The sequence below is a fragment of the Ruegeria sp. AN6 genome (assembly GCF_056540425.1).
Map to the genome: position 1 here is coordinate 169,720 of NZ_JBQFWR010000003.1, position 18,524 is coordinate 188,243.

21 protein-coding genes are annotated in these 18,524 nt (G+C 56.0%); 9 read left to right on the top strand and 12 right to left on the bottom strand.

The features are described 5' to 3' along the window. Positions 1 to 81: 81 nt before the first annotated feature. The gene (locus ACR0MQ_RS07220) at positions 82 to 744 is read right to left on the bottom strand and encodes a YrbL family protein (RefSeq protein WP_170774785.1); all 663 of its coding nucleotides are present in this window, start codon (positions 742 to 744) and stop codon (positions 82 to 84) included. Positions 745 to 788: 44 nt separating this feature from the next. After that, positions 789 to 974, bottom strand: coding sequence for a zinc-finger domain-containing protein (locus ACR0MQ_RS07225; RefSeq protein WP_170774615.1), 186 nt, complete (start codon positions 972 to 974; stop codon positions 789 to 791). A gap of 87 nt (positions 975 to 1,061) precedes the next feature. Here ACR0MQ_RS07225 and ACR0MQ_RS07230 point away from each other — a divergent pair, with 87 nt between their 5' ends. After that, a complete protein-coding gene (locus tag ACR0MQ_RS07230) occupies positions 1,062 to 2,054 on the top strand; it encodes an ABC transporter ATP-binding protein (RefSeq protein ID WP_170774783.1) in 993 nt (330 codons plus the stop codon). Here the strand turns inward: ACR0MQ_RS07230 and ACR0MQ_RS07235 are convergent. Further along, a complete protein-coding gene (locus ACR0MQ_RS07235; protein WP_480606963.1) occupies positions 2,051 to 2,518 on the bottom strand; it encodes a DUF1203 domain-containing protein in 468 nt (155 codons plus the stop codon). The genes ACR0MQ_RS07230 and ACR0MQ_RS07235 overlap by 4 nt on opposite strands. Positions 2,519 to 2,715: 197 nt before the next feature. Between ACR0MQ_RS07235 and ACR0MQ_RS07240 the strand changes: the two genes are divergently transcribed. Continuing rightward, a complete protein-coding gene (locus tag ACR0MQ_RS07240; protein WP_480606966.1) occupies positions 2,716 to 3,654 on the top strand; it encodes a DMT family transporter in 939 nt (312 codons plus the stop codon). Positions 3,655 to 3,692: 38 nt separating this feature from the next. Here the strand turns inward: ACR0MQ_RS07240 and ACR0MQ_RS07245 are convergent, their stop codons facing one another. Together ACR0MQ_RS07245 and ACR0MQ_RS07250 are read right to left on the bottom strand one after the other, a co-directional pair. Further along, positions 3,693 to 4,412, bottom strand: coding sequence for an NYN domain-containing protein (locus tag ACR0MQ_RS07245; RefSeq protein ID WP_170774609.1), 720 nt, complete (start codon positions 4,410 to 4,412; stop codon positions 3,693 to 3,695). A gap of 96 nt (positions 4,413 to 4,508) precedes the next feature. After that, complete coding sequence (locus ACR0MQ_RS07250) at positions 4,509 to 5,621, bottom strand: S-(hydroxymethyl)glutathione dehydrogenase/class III alcohol dehydrogenase (RefSeq protein ID WP_010438374.1); 1,113 nt, start codon at positions 5,619 to 5,621, stop codon at positions 4,509 to 4,511. 129 nt (positions 5,622 to 5,750) lie between these two features. Between ACR0MQ_RS07250 and ACR0MQ_RS07255 the strand changes: the two genes are divergently transcribed. After that, complete coding sequence (locus ACR0MQ_RS07255) at positions 5,751 to 6,038, top strand: I78 family peptidase inhibitor (RefSeq protein WP_480606969.1); 288 nt, start codon at positions 5,751 to 5,753, stop codon at positions 6,036 to 6,038. Between the two features lie 2 nt (positions 6,039 to 6,040). Here ACR0MQ_RS07255 and ACR0MQ_RS07260 read toward each other — a convergent pair whose 3' ends face one another. Continuing rightward, entirely contained in the window at positions 6,041 to 6,766 is a 726-nt protein-coding gene (locus tag ACR0MQ_RS07260) for an SDR family NAD(P)-dependent oxidoreductase (RefSeq protein ID WP_170780233.1), read from the bottom strand. A gap of 183 nt (positions 6,767 to 6,949) precedes the next feature. On the opposite strand from ACR0MQ_RS07260, the gene ACR0MQ_RS07265 reads away from it, so the two are divergent. From ACR0MQ_RS07265 to ACR0MQ_RS07285, 5 genes are read left to right on the top strand one after another with little or no spacing between them, the layout of a single operon-like run. After that, positions 6,950 to 8,278, top strand: coding sequence for an NAD(P)/FAD-dependent oxidoreductase (locus tag ACR0MQ_RS07265; RefSeq protein WP_480606972.1), 1,329 nt, complete (start codon positions 6,950 to 6,952; stop codon positions 8,276 to 8,278). After that, a complete protein-coding gene (locus tag ACR0MQ_RS07270) occupies positions 8,235 to 8,771 on the top strand; it encodes a hypothetical protein (RefSeq protein ID WP_170774598.1) in 537 nt (178 codons plus the stop codon). Before ACR0MQ_RS07265 ends, ACR0MQ_RS07270 begins: the two co-directional genes overlap by 44 nt. Beyond that, on the top strand, positions 8,771 to 9,994 hold the full coding sequence (locus ACR0MQ_RS07275) for an MFS transporter (RefSeq protein ID WP_480606975.1): 1,224 nt from the start codon (positions 8,771 to 8,773) through the stop codon (positions 9,992 to 9,994). The genes ACR0MQ_RS07270 and ACR0MQ_RS07275 overlap by 1 nt, the downstream gene beginning before the upstream one ends. Next, a complete protein-coding gene (locus ACR0MQ_RS07280) occupies positions 9,991 to 10,608 on the top strand; it encodes a DUF3833 domain-containing protein (protein ID WP_170774594.1) in 618 nt (205 codons plus the stop codon). Before ACR0MQ_RS07275 ends, ACR0MQ_RS07280 begins: the two co-directional genes overlap by 4 nt. After that, positions 10,605 to 11,147, top strand: coding sequence for a DUF3833 domain-containing protein (locus ACR0MQ_RS07285; protein WP_170774592.1), 543 nt, complete (start codon positions 10,605 to 10,607; stop codon positions 11,145 to 11,147). Before ACR0MQ_RS07280 ends, ACR0MQ_RS07285 begins: the two co-directional genes overlap by 4 nt. 36 nt (positions 11,148 to 11,183) lie before the next feature. On the opposite strand, the gene ACR0MQ_RS07290 is transcribed toward ACR0MQ_RS07285, so the two are convergent. The 3 genes from ACR0MQ_RS07290 to ACR0MQ_RS07300 form a co-directional block, all read right to left on the bottom strand. Next, positions 11,184 to 11,972 carry an ATP-binding cassette domain-containing protein gene (locus tag ACR0MQ_RS07290; protein ID WP_010438358.1) on the bottom strand — a complete coding sequence of 263 codons (789 nt, stop codon included), beginning with the start codon at positions 11,970 to 11,972 and terminating at the stop codon, positions 11,184 to 11,186. 1 nt (position 11,973) lies between these two features. Then, entirely contained in the window at positions 11,974 to 13,098 is a 1,125-nt protein-coding gene (locus ACR0MQ_RS07295; protein WP_010438354.1) for an ABC transporter permease, read from the bottom strand. 86 nt (positions 13,099 to 13,184) lie between these two features. Then, on the bottom strand, positions 13,185 to 14,135 hold the full coding sequence (locus tag ACR0MQ_RS07300; protein ID WP_029621694.1) for a sugar ABC transporter substrate-binding protein: 951 nt from the start codon (positions 14,133 to 14,135) through the stop codon (positions 13,185 to 13,187). Positions 14,136 to 14,323: 188 nt separating this feature from the next. Between ACR0MQ_RS07300 and ACR0MQ_RS07305 the strand changes: the two genes are divergently transcribed. After that, positions 14,324 to 15,322: a LacI family DNA-binding transcriptional regulator gene (locus ACR0MQ_RS07305; RefSeq protein WP_170703551.1), complete on the top strand. Its 999-nt coding sequence runs from the start codon at positions 14,324 to 14,326 to the stop codon at positions 15,320 to 15,322. A 2-nt stretch (positions 15,323 to 15,324) separates the two neighbouring features. On the opposite strand, the gene ACR0MQ_RS07310 is transcribed toward ACR0MQ_RS07305, so the two are convergent. Genes ACR0MQ_RS07310 through ACR0MQ_RS07320 form a run of 3 tightly spaced genes read right to left on the bottom strand, consistent with a single transcriptional unit; the run spans position 15,325 to position 18,488 of the window. Continuing rightward, positions 15,325 to 16,458, bottom strand: a complete 1,134-nt coding sequence (locus tag ACR0MQ_RS07310) for a Gfo/Idh/MocA family protein (RefSeq protein ID WP_319545610.1) — start codon at positions 16,456 to 16,458, stop codon at positions 15,325 to 15,327. A gap of 13 nt (positions 16,459 to 16,471) precedes the next feature. Continuing rightward, a complete protein-coding gene (locus ACR0MQ_RS07315) occupies positions 16,472 to 17,365 on the bottom strand; it encodes a TIM barrel protein (protein ID WP_170471485.1) in 894 nt (297 codons plus the stop codon). 19 nt (positions 17,366 to 17,384) lie between these two features. Beyond that, entirely contained in the window at positions 17,385 to 18,488 is a 1,104-nt protein-coding gene (locus tag ACR0MQ_RS07320; RefSeq protein WP_480606981.1) for a Gfo/Idh/MocA family protein, read from the bottom strand. Positions 18,489 to 18,524: the final 36 nt, after the last annotated feature.

Genomic DNA, 18,524 nt, shown 5'->3' on the forward strand with positions numbered 1-18,524 from the left:
GCCAAGTTGTACAGAAGGGCTGAACGAAAGACGAGGCCGCTTGGCCAATTCGTTCCGACCTATTACGCCAGAAGTCTGGTCTCAGCTATTTGAAAAAGCGCGCTGGTCCGCATTCCAGGTCAAACCTGCTTTTTGCGCAATCATCGCAAACTGTTTGTTCAGTGAGCGATCATTCAGACGTTGGGACAGACTGCGCAGCGGGATGAGGTTCCGCTCCCCATATCCGTCGATCAGAAAACAGGCTGGGCCGGCGCCCCGCGTCCCGTAGACAATATTCGAGCGTTTAATGTCGCGCGCGACAATATGAAGGTCGAACATCTGCCCGACAAAAACATTCAGTGCCTCCAACGCCGTGGCGTCCAACCCGCCGCGACAAACTTCACTAAGCTTGGGCGCAAGCCCGCCATCAAGGCCTGCGATGCGCTCCACAACCACGCCCGCCCCGCGCGTGGTCTGAACCACGCCCAACATTCTGGACAAGGGGGAGTGTTCAATATCCGCCCCGAGTTTCAGCGACACGCGAAGCTCGCATTCCAGTTCTTTCAGGGTGCTGCGATATTGCGCCTCGGGGAAAAGTCTCCACACGAGTCGCTTGCCAAGCCTGTGCGAAACGCGGTCTTGAGATCGGGTGAAAACCTTGATCAGAAGGTCGGGTTGTCCGGGAAAATCAAAGACACTGCGAACGGTCCCGTTGGCAATTGGCTGGCTCTCGGAAAGGTCAATCGTTTTGGCTGTGAACAGCATCATCTATCCTCGCCAATTACGACCGCACGCCTTCCTGGCCGCCCTTAAGCGCCCTGGCCAGAGACCGCTCCGCGCAGCACGTACTTGCAATCGCAATAAGGGCACTCGACCCAGCCGGTGTCTTCAGGGATCTGCAGCCAGACACGCGGATGGCCCAGTGCACCCTCTCCGCCATCGCAGGCGACGCGGGTTGTGTCGACAATCTTGGTTTCAGGCGCTTCGATGGTCACGGCTGGCGATCCTTCTTTGGTTGTCGGCCTCGCGGGCATGTATTAGGTGCGTTTATGAGCGATGAGCAATCCGGGGGCAAGGGCCACATGGCCGATGCGGCAATCACAATCAACGCGCTGCGCAAGACCTATCGCGGCAGCAAGGGTCAGCCCGAGAAACAGGCGCTGAAAGGTATCGATCTGACAGTGCCCCGGGGATCAGTGTTCGGCCTGCTTGGCCCGAACGGCGCCGGTAAATCGACTCTGATCAACATTCTGGCGGGGCTGGTGGTCAAAACCTCGGGCAGCGTCTCGATCTGGGGCTTTGATCAGGATCGGAACCCGCGCCAATCCCGCGCCGCCATTGGCGTGATGCCGCAAGAATTGAACCTGGATCCGTTTTTCACACCGCGCGGCGCATTGGAGGTTCAGGCCGGACTGTACGGTATTCCCAAGGCAGACCGGCGCAGCGACCAAATCCTCGACCTCGTAGGGCTTGCCGACAAGGCCGAGGCCTATGCCCGCACGCTGTCGGGAGGCATGCGGCGGCGTCTGCTGCTTGCAAAGGCGTTGGTGCATCATCCGAAGATTCTGGTGTTGGACGAGCCGACCGCGGGCGTGGATATCGAACTACGGCAGATGCTGTGGGCCAATGTGCGCAAGCTGAACGAACAGGGCATGACCATCATCCTGACCACGCATTACTTGGAAGAAGCGCAGGAGATGTGTGATGAGATCGCCATCATCAATCACGGCGAAAAGATCGCGCAGGACAGCACCGCCAATCTGTTGGGCCGCATGGACAGCAGGACAATGGTGATTGTGCCGGATCGCCCTATTCAGGCTCTTCCAACGGCAGAAAACGTGACTGCGGCACAACGTGAGAATGGCGATCTTGTGCTACAGTATCACAGCAATCTGACCACGGCTGAGCAGGTACTGGAGGCAGTACGTCAGGCCGGTATCCGCATTCAGGATGTGCGAACCGAAGAGGCCGATCTTGAGGATGTGTTCCTCGCTCTCACGTCCAGCCGGGCCGACGACCTGCCAGTCGACGACCCGAACCAACCGCGTCGCGGGATGCATCGCGTCAAGCTTTAGGCACGATCAATCCGCGCGTGATAGCAGTTGTTCAGCGCTGATCGGACATGGATGTATGCAACGTCGGCACGGTCAAATATGTTCGCGACCGCTTCCTGAAACTGTGCTTGAGGCGCAATGATGCCGGTACCATAGACGATACGATCGTCCGATCCATACCCTTTGATCAAGTAGTTCGGCGAGCTGGTCAGCGTTTCGGGAACCCCATCTTCATCCTCGTGGCGCGCGCAAGGTTCGGCACATAGAAAGATCGGGCCGGTTTCCGCATAGGGCTGAGTTTCCGCAAAGGGCCTATGCGCTAGTACTAGCATCTCTTTGCCCTCTGGTATGTATTTCAAGCAATGACGGCAAGGATTTCCCCCATCGTCAGAAATTGCGCGCTCTGGCGGGTTTCCATAACCATCAGGCCCGCCGAAACGGTAGGCTTGAACCTGTTCGGTCGGTAACGCTGAAATCCTGTACATGATGTATCTCCTTGATTTTGAGAAATCATGACCATCGCTTACCGCTGGTTCGACCCGTTTCCTGCGCATTGCAAATTTTGCAATGCAGCTTGCCAAGAGATGTTAGCGGTAAAATTAGGACTACCCGTCGCGGCAAATTGAGTCTAAGCAACCAACAAACACTCCAAACGAATTCTTCCGTGATTGAGGCCTCTGATATGAGCGCTCAGAACTCCACCCTTCGTGGGCTAGCCTTTGCGTTCCTGGGCTTTGCCGTCTTTGCCACCCATGATGTGTTCATCAAAGTGTTGGGCGGTACCTATTCGGTATTGCAGATTATTTTCTTTGCCACTTTGTTTTCGTTCGTTCCGATGGCAGTGACTATTCTGGCTGACAGAACAACTGGCAACTTCTTGCCGCACCACCCGTGGCTGGTGTTGCTGCGATCCGCGCTGATGGTCACTGCGATGTCCTGCGCGTTCTACGCCTTTTCGGTCCTGCCGTTGGCCGAGGTCTATTCGCTGCTGTTTTCCTTCCCTCTGATCGTTACCGTCCTCTCGATCCCAATTCTTGGCGAAGTGGTCCGCGGCCTGAGATGGGCTGCAGTCGGCGTCGGCCTGATCGGTGTCCTGATCGTTCTGCGCCCCGGCGCAACCGATATTACGATGGGCCATCTGGCCGCTCTGGCCGCAGCCTTCTGCAGCGCGTTCGCATCGGTTTTGGTCCGCAAGATCGGCAATCAAGAGCGTTCGGCCGTTCTGATCCTCTACCCGATGCTGCTCGCCATTGTGGTCATGAGCATCGCCCAACCAGCAGTGTATCAACCACCCTCACTGCTGCATCTGGCGATGATGGCATTAGTCGGCGTGCTCTCAGTGATTGCACAGCACCTGATTATCCTCGCCTACCGAGCCGCTCCGGCTGGCGCCGTTGCCCCCAGCCAGTATAGCCAAATCATCTGGGCTACGATTTTCGGCGTGATATTCTTTGACGAACACCCCGACATCTGGGTCGCGGTCGGCGCAAGCATCATCATCGCTTCTGGCGTTTTTGTGGTTTGGCGTGAAAGCCGGACGAACACGACTTCGGCCAATACGCCGGTGTTGCGGGTCAGATCGCCTCGGTCGGATACTGGCGCGACACGACCTGGGGAGTAAACCAATTTGAGATCAATCACCTAATGCCCAAAGGCAGATCATCTTCCGGCCTTTAATCTGATCTTGAAGTCACCGTTTGTGCCTTTCTCATCAAACTTACCAGTGGCACGAACCAATTCACTTAGCTTCGAGAATCCATAGGTCCTGGGATCAAAATCAGTATAGATTTTGTTGAGCTGGCTGCCCACCAATCCCAATTTTAGCCAACCTTCTGGCTCATCAAAATTACGCATGACGTTCCTAATCAACTGAAACGCATGGTTCAATTCGCGCTTCGATTTCAGAGCATCGTCTCTTTCTTCATGGGGTGCGCTTGCTTCAATGTTTTCGATGTAAATAAACCTGTTGCAAGCCGCTACAAACGCCCTGGGCGCTTTATTTTCGCCAATGCCAAAAACATCCAACCCTTGCTCACGAATACGACTGGCAAGGCGCGTGAAATCGCTGTCCGAAGATACCAAAACAAACCCGCCGAACCGTCCAGAGTGCAGAATATCCATAGCATCAATGACCAGCGCGATATCACTGGAGTTCTTTTTGGACGTATTGGCAAATTGCTGATGGGGAACGATGGCATATTCCGCCAAGGTTTTACCGTCCCATCCTTGAGACGAACCATTAGAAAAGTCACCGTAAACTCGTCTTAATCCAGCCTCGCCTAATGTGGCGATTTCTTCAAATATCTCTGCAGAATGTTTTGCGGGTACGTTGTCCGCATCAATCAGAACCGCCAGACGGTCCGTAGTTCTAGTTGCCACCTTAATCCCTCAACTCAAAATTTAATTCATAAAGAGGAATGTAGGCACAAAAAAAGGGCGGGCAAAAGCCCACCCTCAGCAATTATCTATTCTTAATCAATAAACTACGACTGATCGGATACTCTCGCCCTTATGCATCAGGTCAAAACCATGATTAATATCGTCCAGACCCATGGTGTGTGTGATCATTGGATCAATCTCGATTTTTCCGTCCATGTACCAATCGACGATCTTCGGAACGTCGGTCCGGCCACGCGCGCCGCCAAATGCGGTACCACGCCAAGAACGACCGGTGACTAGTTGGAACGGACGGGTCGAGATTTCGGCACCTGCAGGCGCCACGCCGATGATGATCGATTCACCCCAGCCTTTGTGGGCCGACTCAAGTGCAGCGCGCATCACGCCTACATTACCGGTGGCGTCAAAGGTATAGTCCGCGCCGCCCTTGGTTAGGTTAACCAGATAAGGCACCAGATCGCCTTCAACTTCGGACGGATTGACGAAATCAGTCATGCCGAACTTGGTGGCCATTTCCACCTTGGCCGGGTTGAGGTCGACACCGACGATCTGATCGGCTCCGGCTAGGCGAAGGCCCTGAATGACGTTCAGGCCGATACCGCCCAAACCGAACACGATGGCACGGCTGCCGATTTCTACCTTGGCTGTGTTGATCACCGCGCCGATACCGGTGGTCACACCGCAACCGATATAGCAAATCTTGTCGAAAGGCGCGTCCTCGCGCACTTTGGCCAGCGCGATTTCCGGAAGAACCGTGTGGTTCGAGAAGGTCGAGCAACCCATGTAGTGCAGGATCGGATCACCATCCAGCGTCGAAAAACGCGAAGTGCCATCGGGCATGAGACCTTGGCCCTGCGTCTCACGGATTGCCTGGCACAAATTGGTCTTTGGGTGCAGGCAGTATTCACACTCACGACATTCAGGAGTGTAAAGCGGAATGACGTGGTCACCCGGCTTTAGGCTGGTCACGCCCGGACCAACCTCGACCACCACACCGGCACCTTCGTGGCCCAGAATGGCGGGAAACAGGCCCTCAGGATCCGCCCCAGACAGGGTGAATTCATCGGTGTGACAGATGCCTGTCGCCTTGATCTCGACCAGAACCTCACCCGCTTTGGGGCCTTCAAGGTTCACGTCCATCACTTCCAAAGGTTTGCCTGCCTGAACGGCAACGGCTGCACGGGTTCGCATGGTGCATATCTCCCTGTCTGTTTTGCCCGACCCTGCGTCAATTGCAGGGTTTTTTCAACTGCACTTTCGTGACAGGTTGGCTAAATCTTTGATATTTCAGAAACGACACCACCAGAAAGTCCTGCGCCAATGTACCGTTTTTTTCCGATCCTGATCCTATTAGCCGCTTGTACCGAGGGCTCTGTTCCGCAAAATGAAACGCTTGCAGCGGAAGATGTGGCTGTCGATTTGGCCTTCTGTAAGGGTGAACCTTTTGCTGATGCAATCGGCCAGCCGGTCTCAACCATACAGGCGCAACTTCCCGAACGGTCACGCGTTCTAGGCCCGGATGATATCGCCACTCAGGATTATCGCATCGATCGGCTAAACGTCTATGTGAATGGCTCAGGCACCATTCAAACACTTGTCTGCGGATGAAATCACTTGCCCCGATAGACCAGAATGTCAGGCAAGTAGTCGATCAGGCGGATAATCCAAGAAAATGGGGCCGGAAAATCGGTACGGAATCGGCGGTGGGACATCGCCCGGACCACCCGATCAGCAGCATCTTCGGGCGTCATTATCATGGGCATGTCAAAACTGTTCTTGTTTGTTAGACGGGTTTTGATGAATCCCGGATTGACGATCCGGACAGTGACGCCTGTACCTGCCAAATCATGGCGCATCGTCTCGGCCAGCGAGATCAGGGCAGCTTTGCTGGAGCCGTAAGAGATCGCATTGGGAAGCCCATGATACCCGGCTAGCGATCCGATCAGGGTGATGTCTCCATTTCCCTTCTGAATTAAGTCAGGCACCGTTTCGCCCAGAACACGCAATGCGCCGGAATAATTAACGTCACTGATCGCCAAGGCGGCTTCGGTATTCCAATCGGCAGTATTGATCGGATCATAGGTGCCCGCATTGTAGACAAGCCCATCAAATGCGCCGACCTCAACCACAGCACGGCAGACAGCATCAAGATCGGTCACATCAAATGGGACAGCACGTGTATTGGGCAACTTCTCACAAATCTCGGCTAGTCGTGATGCATTGCGCGCCGACAAGATAAGACGCGCCCCTTGACGGCTAAGCGCCTCGGCCAGCGCTTTGCCTAGCCCTTCGCTGGCACCAATGATCCAATAGGTCTTTCCGTCAAATTTGCTCATTTCAGGGCCTTTTTCGCACCGCTAAGTTCACTACGGCGCGATGATTATTTTGGATCACGCGTAGTGTTCTGAGCATAGGGCAGTCATCATCACGTAGTGCGATGGAAAAAAACTTCTACCCCGGTTGATCCAGTACACCATTCCCTGCGTATCCTATTGTAAAAGCCGAATAACGAGGATGGAATGTTCGACGAAACCCGGTGCGTACGCAAGAAAATCGCAGTTATTGGTGCAGGCATTTCAGGTCTCTCCGCAGCTTATTACCTTTCTGAAAATCACGATGTCACCGTGTTCGAGGCTGAACCTCGACTTGGTGGCCATGCCCGTACGGTAATGGCCGGTAAGAATGGTGATCAGCCGGTCGATACCGGTTTTATCGTCTTTAACTACGTCACCTACCCTTATCTGACGCGATTATTCGATGAATTGAACGTGCCCGTCACAAAAAGCGAAATGAGCTTTGGCGCCACCATCGACAATGGCCGCATCGAATACGGGCTGAACAACCTGCGCACACTGACGGCGCAGAAACGCAATCTTGCGCGTCCAGCCTATTACAAGATGATCGCCGACATCCTGCGCTTTGGAAAAGAAGCTCCCGAAGCCGCGCAGGACGATGACACCACGATCGGAGAGCTGGTGGATCAGTTGCGCCTCGGCCACTGGTTTCGCCACAATTACCTGATGCCGATGTGCGGCGCGATCTGGTCAACACCGGTTGAGTTTGTCGATCAATTCCCCGCCCGCTCTCTGGTCCAGTTCTTCCGTAACCATGCGCTGCTGGCTTCCGGCCGCGCCAATCAGCATCAGTGGTACACCGTGAAAGGCGGCAGCATCGAATATGTCCGTCGGATCGAGGCAGCTTTGCGCAAGCGAGACAGCGATATTCGTCTAGCTTCACCCGTACAAGGGATTGAACGGCATGATCTGGGCGTCACCGTACATGCAGGTGGCGAGACTGATTTGTTTGATGAGATCATTATGGCCACCCATTCAGACCAGTCCCTCGCCATTTTAGGTGATGCGGCGACAAAGGCGGAAAAACATGCTCTCGGTGCGATCAAGTATCAGCCGAACAAAGCCATACTTCACTGTGATCCCCGCCAGATGCCACGGCGGCGTGCCTGCTGGTCCAGTTGGACCTACCGGTCGCAAAAAGGCAATGTTGGGGTCACATATTGGATGAACCGGCTACAGAACATCCCCGACAGTGATCCGCTGTTCGTGACACTGAACGCTGCATCAGACATTCCTGCGGACAAAATCTATGACGAGGTCGAATTCGCCCACCCGGTATTCGACAAAGCCGCCTTGCGTGCTCAAGGGCAGATTCGTCAGATGCAGGGACAGAACCGAACCTGGTTTGCTGGTGCCTATAACCGGCATGGCTTTCACGAAGACGGGATCGCCAGTGCCATGCACGTGGTTGAGCGCATAACTGGCACCCCGCAGATAATCGGAGCTGACAATGATATCTCTGAAAAAGAAATCGCCGTTCCTGCCTCGGCCTAATCTAACTGCGACGTTGGTGTCGCTGATGCTGCTAGCCCCCGGAGGACTGGCAGCGTCACCCGTTTTTGGTGCCCTAAACGATGCTGAGTTACGCGGCTCAGCGACGTTCCGCTATTTGGGATTCCCGATATACGATGCGCAGCTGTTCACCCCAGGCGGCACGCCTCTGAACTGGAGCCAGGATTTCGGGCTTGAACTGCGCTATCGCCGAAACCTGTCCAAAAAGGCTCTGGTGAACTCCACATTGGACGAGATGAAGCGGATCGGACGTGCCGCCCCCGTGCGCAGCCAACTTGAGGTCTGTTTCGACGCCGTCAGCAAAGGCGATCGCTATCTTGCAATATCGCAAGGGCCAAACAAGGTTGGGTTCTGGCTGAACGGGCGCAAAGTTTGCACCATGTCCTATCCGGGCATCAAACGCAGCTTCATGTCGATCTTTTTGGGCGACAACACCCGGTCGGCTTCATTCACCCGGACATTGCGAGGCAACTGATGCTGTATCCGCGGGTCAGCCTCTACGCGTTGATGCTGGCTGCGGCGGGTATTCCGCTTTACATCCATCTTCCGCGGTTTGCGGCCGTAAATCTTGGTATCGGGCTAAGTGTGATCGGGACCGTTCTGCTGGTCATCCGGCTAGTCGATCTGGTGCAGGACCCGCTGATCGGCTGGGCGATTGATCGCTGGCCGGGCGGGCAAACCCTGTTCGCCACGGTCGCTGCGCTGGGTCTGGCGGTCGGGTTTCCATTACTTTTCGGACTGCCGGAAGGGGCCAGTATCCCTGTATTAGTGTCGATTTTGATCCTTTTGTTTTCAGCCTACAGCCTTGGGACCATATTGCTCTACGGACGTAGCGCGACGCTTGCCAAGCAAGCCAATCCGAAAGAGCTGATGACACTGGCTGCCTTCCGAGAAGGTGGGCAACTGACCGGCGTAATTATCGCCGCCGCCGCACCCGCCCTGTTCGTAGCCTTTGGTGCTGGCGCGCAGGGATATCCGGCCTTTGGTCTGTTCCTCGGCATTCTGTCCGTGGTGACATTGGCGGTGACATTGCCAATGTGGCGACGCACGCCAATCACTGGACACGAACTGTCCTTCGCGGGCCTTGGACAGGCCGGTGCTTTGCGTCTACTCGCTCTGGCGTTGGTTAACAGCCTGCCCGTTGCGATCACCTCAACCCTTTTCCTGTTCTTTGTCGAGGACCGGCTGCAACTGCCAGGCAAAGCGGCGCCTTTGTTGATCTTGTTCTTCCTCAGCGCGGGACTCAGCGTGCCGTTCTGGGCAATGCTCAGCAACAGGATTCGCCCGAAACAGACTCTGATGATTGCCATGCCGCTGGCCATTCTCGGTTTTGTCGGGGCCGCGCTTCTGGCCCCCGGCAATCTGGCCGGTTTCGCGATCATCTGCTTCGCATCCGGCGCGGCACTTGGGGCAGATATGGTTGTCCTGCCAGCCATGTTCTCGGTCGTTCTAACCCGCGCCGGGTTGAACGCGTCAGCCGCGTTCGGCATCTGGTCCTTCGCAGGCAAGCTTGGGCTCGCGCTGGCTGCCTTTTTCACTCTGCCGCTGCTTGAACGCAGCGGCTTTACACCCGGTCAGGCCAATTCGGCTGAGGCTTTGAACACACTCACCCTCGCCTATGCTGTCCTGCCCTGCATTCTTAAACTCGGAGCGTTTAGCTTGGTCCTGACGCTCCCGACAGAGGTCTCTGCCAAATGAAAACGCTCCTGTTCTGTCTTCTCGCCATATTTGCGGTGTTCGCTGTGAAGAACCGTTTCCTCAGCTTCCGGTCGCAATCACCGTCCGACTACAGCGGGACCGGGCCTGAGTTTTCGCTGAAGAAGAACCTGAATGGAGAGATCCTGTCAGAAGGGCTGATCTATGGCCCGAACGGCAAGATGTCGAACAGTTTTGTCGCGCGAATGGTCGGTGAATGGGAGGGCAACACCGGCACGTTGTCCGAGTATTTCACTTATTCCAATGGCAAACAGATGACCCGCAAATGGCATCTGACGCTGGGCACCGGAAACACCTTCACCGCAACGGCGGATGATATTGTGGGCGAGGGCAAAGGGGTGATCTCGGGCGCAACCGTCAAGCTGACCTATCGCATCATCCTGCCCGAAGATGCGGGCGGGCACACACTGGATGTGACGGACTGGATGTACCTGACTGAAAATGGGGTGATCATGAACCGTTCCGAGATGCGCAAATTCGGGATCAAGGTTGCCGAGTTGGTCGCCACGATGCGCCCGGCCCCCGAGGTCAAGTCGACCCATCTGCATGGCGCAAATGTGCATGATTCAGACTCTGATCTGCGGATTTTGCAATGATCACCCGCCGCACTCTTGTTGCGATCGTCGCCCTCGCGGGGCTGGCGACGCTTGCCGCCTGCGCGGGTAAACCCCGCGTCCCTAACACGTTCCTGTCAGATCGCCAGTTGAACCTTGAGGAATTCTTTGAAGGTAAGACCGTCGCCTACGGCCAGTTTCAGGATTTGCTGGGCAACGTCCCTCGTCGCTTCACGGTCGATATTGACGGCAAGTGGGACGGTGAGACCCTGACGCTTGTTGAGGATTTCGTCTACGACGATGGCGCCACCGAGCAACGGATTTGGACTCTGACCAAAACCGGCGAAGACACTTGGACCGGCACCGCGCCCGGTGTGCTGGGCACTGCCAGCGGGGTTGAGCGAGGCGATACGTTTAACTGGAAATACAAAATCGATCTGCCGGTTAAAGACGGCACTATGCGGGTTAATTTCGATGACTGGATGTGGCTCTTGTCCGATGACCGGCTACTGAACCGAGCCTATGTCTCACGATATGGCGTGAGGTTGGGTGAGGTCATTTTGTTCTTTGAGAAAAAGTAGCCACCCCGCCAGTACAGCCAGCGGGGTGTAATAAGCTCAAACAGTTCCGCCCAAGCTGCCTTCCAGCTCGACCATTTCCTGACCACCGGCCATCAGGTCCTGCAGCTCTTCAGGGGTGATCTGGCCACGCTGCGCCGTACCTAGCGTCTGGCCACGGTTTAGAACCGTGAATCGGTCACCCACTGCCAATGCATGACGAACGTTATGGGTGATGAAGACAACGGCAATGCCCTGCTTGCGCACTTTGTCGATCGTCGCCAGCACGTTGGCCGTTTGGCGCACACCAAGGGCCGAAGTCGGTTCGTCCAAGATCAACACCTTAGCCCCGAAATGCACAGCACGCGCAATGGCAACAGTTTGGCGTTCACCACCCGATAACGTGCCAACCGCTTGATCGGGTCCACGTAGGTTGATGCCCATCTTCTTCATTTCTTCCATCGTGACCTTGTTGGCATAGTCATGATCGAAAAGCTGGATAGGACCGACCTTCTTGACCGGCTCGTTGCCCATGAAGAAATTGCGAGAAACCGACATCAGAGGGATCATCGCCAGATGCTGGTGCACTGTCGCGATCCCGGCTTCGATCGCATCGCGCGGGTCCGCGAAATGCATGGGGTGGCCTTCAAACAGAATCTCGCCATGCGTGGGCTGGTGTACCCCGGACATAGTCTTGATGAAGGTCGACTTACCCGCGCCGTTATCGCCAAGAAGACAATGACATTCACCGGGGAACACATCCACCGAGACACCTGCCAGTGCGATCACGCTGCCGAAGTGCTTTTCGATGTTCTTCATCTGGATGATGGGTGCATGTTCGGGATTCATATCAACGCTCCCCTGTGATGATGCGGCGAATATAGGTATTAAGGATCACGGCCCCCAGCAGGATCACCCCCAAGAACACCCGGAACAGTGAGCTTTCGACTCCGGCAAAGAACAAGCCCTGCTGCACGACGCCAAAGATCAACGCGCCAAGCGCAGCACCCAGAACCGAACCGTAGCCTCCGGTCAGAAGCGCGCCACCGATGACAACGGCAATGATCGCTTCGAACTCTTTCAGCAGACCCCGATCGGCACCAGCAGATCCGAACTCCATGACCTGACAGACGGCGAAGATCGTGGCGCAGAAGGCGGTGAACATGAACATCAGGATTTTGACCCGGTTCACGGGAACACCCGAGTTACGGGCCGCCTCAGCATCACCACCCGATGCGAAAATCCAGTTTCCGAATTTGGTTTTGGTCAGCAACACATGGCCAAAGATGATCAACACGATCGCCCAGACAATCAGCATCGGAACCCCATCCACGACGGGCTGACCCTGACGCGTGCCACGTTCGAACACGGCGATGATCCCGGCGTCCCCCATCCACTGAAAGAAACCTTGCAGGATTTTGCCGCCAAAGATTGGCGCCAGCCAATCACCCTCGGCCGCGTCCTTTACACCACCAATGATGGTTTTGCGTTCGATCACCTGTGGCAGGAAGATTGTGAAACCACGCAGGATAAACAAGAAGGCCAGGGTGACAATGAAGCTGGGAAGCCCAGTACGGATCACGATCCAACCATTCAGCGCCCCAATTGCCAATGCCATGGCGAAGGTAACGATGATGGCCATCCAGACCGGCCAGGCCAGTGTGACCGAAAAGATTGCGATCATCATCCCTGAAAAGCCGATCATCGAACCGACTGACAGGTCAAACTCACCGGCGATCATCAGAAGACAAGCACCCACGGCAATGATCATGAACTGCGCTGATACAACCGACCAGTTCATCATGCCCTGTGCGTTAAACATCCCGCTGTCGAAAGCAAAGAGCAGGAAAAAGGTGAACACAGCGACCGTGCCGACCATCCCGCCAAGTTCCGGCCGGATCAGCGCCTTGCGCAGCGGAGAAATCTCTTTGATCCGTTCGTCGGTTACAGCCGTATTTTGAGCAGACTCGCTCATAAGAACGCCCCTCCGAGTTATGCAGTGATTTTGCGTCTGAAAGTCAAAACGGGCACCCCATGCTCAGGGTGCCCGCGTTTAAAGAATTAGCGGTATTCGCCAGCGAATTCTTCGATTTTGCTCAGACCGTCTGCAGTTACGAAACCGGGGCCCGAGTTGATGTTGTTGCCTGGCAGAACGCCGTAGCGGTGGTAGTTTGCCATGACAACAACCGGCAGATATGCCTGCAGGAAGGGTTGCTGGTCGATACCCCACTGGATCACGCCGGACTTGATGCCTTTGACGATTTCACCACCCAAATCGAAGGTGCCGAAATAGATGTCACCAGCCATGCCGTTTTCTTCCAGGGCCAGGATAGTCGGATCAGCCGAGGTCGGGCCAAGCGTCAGCACGGCATCCGTATCCGGATTCGCCGATAGATAGGCCAGCACGCGGTTTTTGATTTCGGCAGGGTCCTGACCGGCGTCAATCATCTGATCGCCCAGTTCGATCCCCAGACCGTCTGCAAAACCCTGGCAGCGTTCCTGGCTGGAGGGTTGCACGATATAGTGGTTCACGCACAGGAATGAGCCGATTCCGTCGCCTTTGGCCCGCTGGCCTGCGGCGAATCCGGCGTCATATTCGGGCTGACCAACATACATCAGCGCGCCAACTTCACGTGCTTGATCCGGGGTGCCGGTATTCATGATGATCACGTCTACACCCGAATCCACGGCCGATTTGATTGGACCACTCAACACGTCATAGTCCGCCAGCGTGGTAATGATCCCATTCGGTCCCGAGGCCGCGGCCTGATCGATAATCCGCGCCATATCGGCAAGGTCGCCGGTAGGCGGGTTGCGATATTCAACCTCGACACCCATCTGGTCGCCCGCAAGCGCGATACCATTCTTGATGGTATTCCACCAGCTGTCGCTATCAGGGGCGTGGCTAACCAGAATGTATTTCTCACCCTCAGCCGCAGCGCTCGTGGCTGCGATCAAAGGCGTCGCTGCGACGACAGCGGCCAGTGCCAGCTTCTTCGTCAGTGATGTCATAATGTCCTCCCAAAACATATCGTTTTCCCGGAACGAGGTTTTTTCTCCGAACCTCTCCGACTCGATTTAGAACATATCTGATATCTTTTTGCAACCGGTTGCAAAACATATTGGAAGTGTTTCATACTGTATCTGCCAGAGAATACGGGTAAAAGGGCTGCTAAAAACTTAGAAAGGTCAGGCGGAATATGGCTGTCACATTGAAAGAGGTTGCAGAACGCGCGGGGGTTTCCCGGTCCGCTGTGTCGCGCACTTTCACCGATGGAGCCTCGGTTTCCGACAAAATGCGTCGCAAGGTTGAGAAGGCCGCGCGTGAGCTGGGATACAGCCCAAACGCCCTGGCATCCTCGCTGACAACAGGACGTACAAAACTGATCGGACTGGTCTCGAACAACTTTCACAACCCTATTTTTCTTGAAGTCTTCGACCTTTTTACCCGCGGCCTGCAGGACCGCGGCCTGCGCCCGTTGCTGGTGAACCTAACCGATGAGGTAGATCCGGCAAACTCGGTTCGTATGCTGCGGCAGTATTCGGTTGATGGCGTCGTGGTGGCATCCTCGACGTTGCCACCTGGTTTTGCCAAAGCGTTTCGCGATGCAGGTGTACCAGTGGTTCACAGTTTCGGCAGGTCCTCTTCGTCACCCCAGGTTCATGTTGTGGGCATCGACAACGTGGAATGCGGGCGCATGGCGGCGCGCGAACTTGTTGCACGCGGATATGGAAAGGTGGCCTTCCTTGGCGGACCCGAAGCCGCAACTTCTACACAAGATCGCCATGCGGGCTTCATGTCAGAAATGTCGCTGCACCCTCAGATCACTGTGACCTGCTCATTTGCCGAGGCCTACTCATTCGACGCAGGTCGTCAGGAAATGCTGAGCCTTTTGAAATCTGAACGGGCTGATGCCTATTTTTGCGGTGATGACGTATTGTCCATCGGGGTGTTGTCCGCGATTCTGGATAGCGGCCTAAACGTGCCCGAGGATATCGGCATCATTGGCTTGAACGACATGGAAATGGCGCGGTGGGAGAATATCGACCTCACCACCATCCATCAGCCAATCCGCCAGATCGTCAGTTCCTCGATCGAGTTGATGGTGGCGACCTTGAACGAGCCTGACCGATACCCTGAAGCGCGCATCTTTCCCTGCTCGGTGGTGGAACGGGGCACGTTGCGCCCCGTCCCTTAAAATTAACGGAACATCGGTGGGCGCGCATCCATCCATGCACTGCCCTGTTTTGCGGATTCGACCGCAGTATGCACCGCAGCCATCGACCGAACGCCGTCCGCGGCATTCGGCAGACCGTCACGGGTTTCTCCGGATATGGCATCCGCCAGATCGCAATAGATATTGGCAACAGCCAGAGGGAACCCTTCGGGATGCGCAATCGCCACGCGGCTTAGGCGCTGAGCCTCTTCGTGCAAACCGCCCTCACCTTTTTCGATGATCTGCATGCGACCGCCAACAGGCGTATAGATCAACTGATTTGGCTGCTCGGACGCCCAGCGCAAGCCGCCTGTTTCCCCAAACACCTGAATGTCGAACCCGTGCTGCCGACCGATGGCGACAGACGATGTCCACAGCCGACCGACCGCGCCTTTTTGCGTCCTGAAATTGACCATGGCGTCATCTTCCAGTTCGCGGCTACCAATGGTGGATGCGAAATCCGCCGACAGAGTCTCAACCTCATCATCGGCGATAAAACCAGCCATATGCATTGCATGGATTCCACAATCGGCGAACTGCCCGGACACGCCCGCCATCGCCGGATCATAGCGCCAGCGGACGCGCGGATTGTCGGCATCAGTGGCATCCCCATGATGGCCATGGCTGAAATTAGTGACGACAAGACGGACCTTTCCAATCTCACCGGCGCGCACCATCGCACGGGCCTGACGCACCATCGGATAGGCCGAATAGCAATAGTTTACCGCGCAAATCTTGCCGGATTTCTCGGCAACTTTGACGATCTCTTCGCCCTCCTCCACGGTCATGGTCATGGGTTTTTCGCAAAGCACATTGAACCCGGCCTCAAGGAATGCCTTGGTGATCTCAAAATGCGTGGCATTGGGCGTGGCCACGGTGACCAGATCGATCCGATCTTCGCGTCCGCGCTCACCTGCCAACATCTCGGTCCAATCGCCATAGGCACGGTCTGCCGCGATGCCCAACCTTTGCGCGTATTCGCGACCAACATCGGGCCGGTGATCCAGCGCCCCAGCAGCGAATTCGAAATGCCCGTCCGCCAGCGCGCCCAAGCGGTGCGCCGGTCCGATCTGGCTGCCTTCGCCGCCGCCAATCATGCCCCATTTCAGCTTGGTCATCGTCTTGGCCTCCTCAATTGAAACCAATGGATTCGAGGTATTCGCGGTTCTTCCGCGCGTCGCCGACTGGATCAGGATCGAGTGTAGGATCGCAGTCCTGTTCAACCGTGCACCACCCGGTGAAGCCTGCATCCAGCAGCACCTGACGGACCGATGGGAAGTCCACGTCGCCTTCACCCAGATTGCAGAAAATCCCCTGCCCGCAGGCATCGTAAAAGCCCGTCCGGTTGGCGATGACATCCGCCTTCACGGTTGGCGAAATATCCTTGAAGTGCATATACGAGATCCGATCAACGTAGCGCTGCATGAAGCCAACCGGATCAAACCCGGCATAAGAATGATGCCCGGTGTCGAAGCAGATTTTCAGAAGGTTCTCATCGACTTCATCCAGCAATCGAATGAGTTCCGGCTCAAAGTCCATGAAACCTGCCGCATGGGCGTGCATGCCCACCGTCAGCCCGTATTCTTCCGCGCCAATGCGTGCGCTTTCGGCGATCCGGTCGCGATATGCCGTCCACTCGGCCTTATCCATCTGCTCGGCTTCATCGGCGCGACCTGCGGTTGGTGCGCGACGGGGTGAGATCGCATCGATCAACACCAGATGCTGCGCCCCATGCGCCTTCAACGCGCGGGCGGTACGATGAGTGGCATCCAGCACATCCTCCCACGCGTTGGGGTCATGATAGTTGCGGAACACCACGCCCCCGATCAATTCCAGATCATGCTCGGCAAGCGCATCGGCCAGAACTGCTGGGTCTTCAGGCATAAAGCCCACTGGGCCCAGTTCGATGCCCTTGTACCCAGCCTCGGCACAGTCGCTGAGAACGGTTTTCCAATGCGGATTGCGCGGGTCCTGCGCGAATTCCACGCCCCAGGAACAGGGCGCATTACCAATTCTGATGCTCATCTTGTCTTGTCTCCGATGCTCAGAAATCTTCGATGTTTTTCCAGTTTTCATCCGCCGACGACGCCAGCGCCGCAGCAACGATCCGGTTGACCTCATGCCCGTCACGGAAGGTCGGCCAAACCGGCTTGCCTGTCTCGATCGCGCGTAGGAAATCACGCGCTTCGATGATGATCTGATCCTGATAGCCCGTGCCATGGCCAGGGCCCTGACAGAACGGCTCATAGTCCGGATGGGCGGGGCCGGTCAGGATTTTGCGGAAGCCGCGTTCAGACTCGGCGCCTTCCATGCGGTAGAGCCACAATGCGTTCTGATCCTCCTGATCAAACCGGATCGCACCCTTGGTGCCGCTGATCTCGTAGGCGTATCCCATCTTGCGCCCGGTCGCGATGCGGCTGAAATACATCGATCCCATCGCTCCGTTCGCGAAGCGTACCATCATCTGGGCGTGATCGTCGTTATCCACTTCACCACCCGGGCGGGTTTTATGAACCGTTTCGACCTCGGCCATCACGCGCTCGATTGGCCCAATTAGGGCTAGCGCCGCGTTTATCATGTGTGGCGCCAGATCGCCCATCGTCCCGTTGGACATTCCAGATGTGCGCCAGGTCGCCGGTGCCTGCGGGTCAGCATAAAAATCTTCGGTATGCTCACCGCGAAACCATGTGACGTCACCGATCTCACCATTGGCGATCAACTGACGGGCATGTTGGCTGGCGGGTGTGCGTATATAGTTGAACCCGACCATGTTGGTCAAACCTGAGGCCTCTGCCGCAGCCACCATGGCATCGCCATCTTCCATCGATGCACCCAGGGGTTTCTCGCATAAAACCGGCTTACCCAGCGCAAAGGCTGCCAGAGCAATCTCACGATGCGTTTCCTGAGGGGTAGCGATCACGACCGCCTCGACCTTTGGATCACTCACAAGCTCGCGCCAGCTATCTGTCGAACGCGCGAATCCATAATACTGACGATAACGCTCAGCACTTTCTTGAGAGGATGCGCACACCATCTCAAGTCGCGGGCGCAAAGCGGTGTTGAACACTGCCCCGACCGAAGACATGGCGACCGCATGGGCCTTACCCATATACCCGCCGCCCAGAATGCCAATGCCGATATCTGCCATTCCGACGCCCTCCTCCGCTTTTTCTTGAAAACCATT

What these genes read in the sequence shown, in the direction of transcription:
- ACR0MQ_RS07300 (WP_029621694.1), bottom strand. Translation starts at nt 14,135, where the DNA reads ATGACATCACTGACGAAGAAGCTGGCACTGGCCGCTGTCGTCGCAGCG.
- ACR0MQ_RS07230 (WP_170774783.1), top strand. Translation starts at nt 1,062, where the DNA reads ATGGCCGATGCGGCAATCACAATCAACGCGCTGCGCAAGACCTATCGC.
- ACR0MQ_RS07240 (WP_480606966.1), top strand. Translation starts at nt 2,716, where the DNA reads ATGAGCGCTCAGAACTCCACCCTTCGTGGGCTAGCCTTTGCGTTCCTG.
- ACR0MQ_RS07280 (WP_170774594.1), top strand. Translation starts at nt 9,991, where the DNA reads ATGAAAACGCTCCTGTTCTGTCTTCTCGCCATATTTGCGGTGTTCGCT.
- ACR0MQ_RS07255 (WP_480606969.1), top strand. Translation starts at nt 5,751, where the DNA reads ATGTACCGTTTTTTTCCGATCCTGATCCTATTAGCCGCTTGTACCGAG.
- ACR0MQ_RS07270 (WP_170774598.1), top strand. Translation starts at nt 8,235, where the DNA reads ATGATATCTCTGAAAAAGAAATCGCCGTTCCTGCCTCGGCCTAATCTA.
- ACR0MQ_RS07250 (WP_010438374.1), bottom strand. Translation starts at nt 5,621, where the DNA reads ATGCGAACCCGTGCAGCCGTTGCCGTTCAGGCAGGCAAACCTTTGGAA.
- ACR0MQ_RS07310 (WP_319545610.1), bottom strand. Translation starts at nt 16,458, where the DNA reads ATGACCAAGCTGAAATGGGGCATGATTGGCGGCGGCGAAGGCAGCCAG.
- ACR0MQ_RS07235 (WP_480606963.1), bottom strand. Translation starts at nt 2,518, where the DNA reads ATGTACAGGATTTCAGCGTTACCGACCGAACAGGTTCAAGCCTACCGT.
- ACR0MQ_RS07285 (WP_170774592.1), top strand. Translation starts at nt 10,605, where the DNA reads ATGATCACCCGCCGCACTCTTGTTGCGATCGTCGCCCTCGCGGGGCTG.
- ACR0MQ_RS07295 (WP_010438354.1), bottom strand. Translation starts at nt 13,098, where the DNA reads ATGAGCGAGTCTGCTCAAAATACGGCTGTAACCGACGAACGGATCAAA.
- ACR0MQ_RS07260 (WP_170780233.1), bottom strand. Translation starts at nt 6,766, where the DNA reads ATGAGCAAATTTGACGGAAAGACCTATTGGATCATTGGTGCCAGCGAA.
- ACR0MQ_RS07315 (WP_170471485.1), bottom strand. Translation starts at nt 17,365, where the DNA reads ATGAGCATCAGAATTGGTAATGCGCCCTGTTCCTGGGGCGTGGAATTC.
- ACR0MQ_RS07290 (WP_010438358.1), bottom strand. Translation starts at nt 11,972, where the DNA reads ATGAATCCCGAACATGCACCCATCATCCAGATGAAGAACATCGAAAAG.
- ACR0MQ_RS07320 (WP_480606981.1), bottom strand. Translation starts at nt 18,488, where the DNA reads ATGGCAGATATCGGCATTGGCATTCTGGGCGGCGGGTATATGGGTAAG.
- ACR0MQ_RS07305 (WP_170703551.1), top strand. Translation starts at nt 14,324, where the DNA reads ATGGCTGTCACATTGAAAGAGGTTGCAGAACGCGCGGGGGTTTCCCGG.
- ACR0MQ_RS07220 (WP_170774785.1), bottom strand. Translation starts at nt 744, where the DNA reads ATGCTGTTCACAGCCAAAACGATTGACCTTTCCGAGAGCCAGCCAATT.
- ACR0MQ_RS07275 (WP_480606975.1), top strand. Translation starts at nt 8,771, where the DNA reads ATGCTGTATCCGCGGGTCAGCCTCTACGCGTTGATGCTGGCTGCGGCG.
- ACR0MQ_RS07265 (WP_480606972.1), top strand. Translation starts at nt 6,950, where the DNA reads ATGTTCGACGAAACCCGGTGCGTACGCAAGAAAATCGCAGTTATTGGT.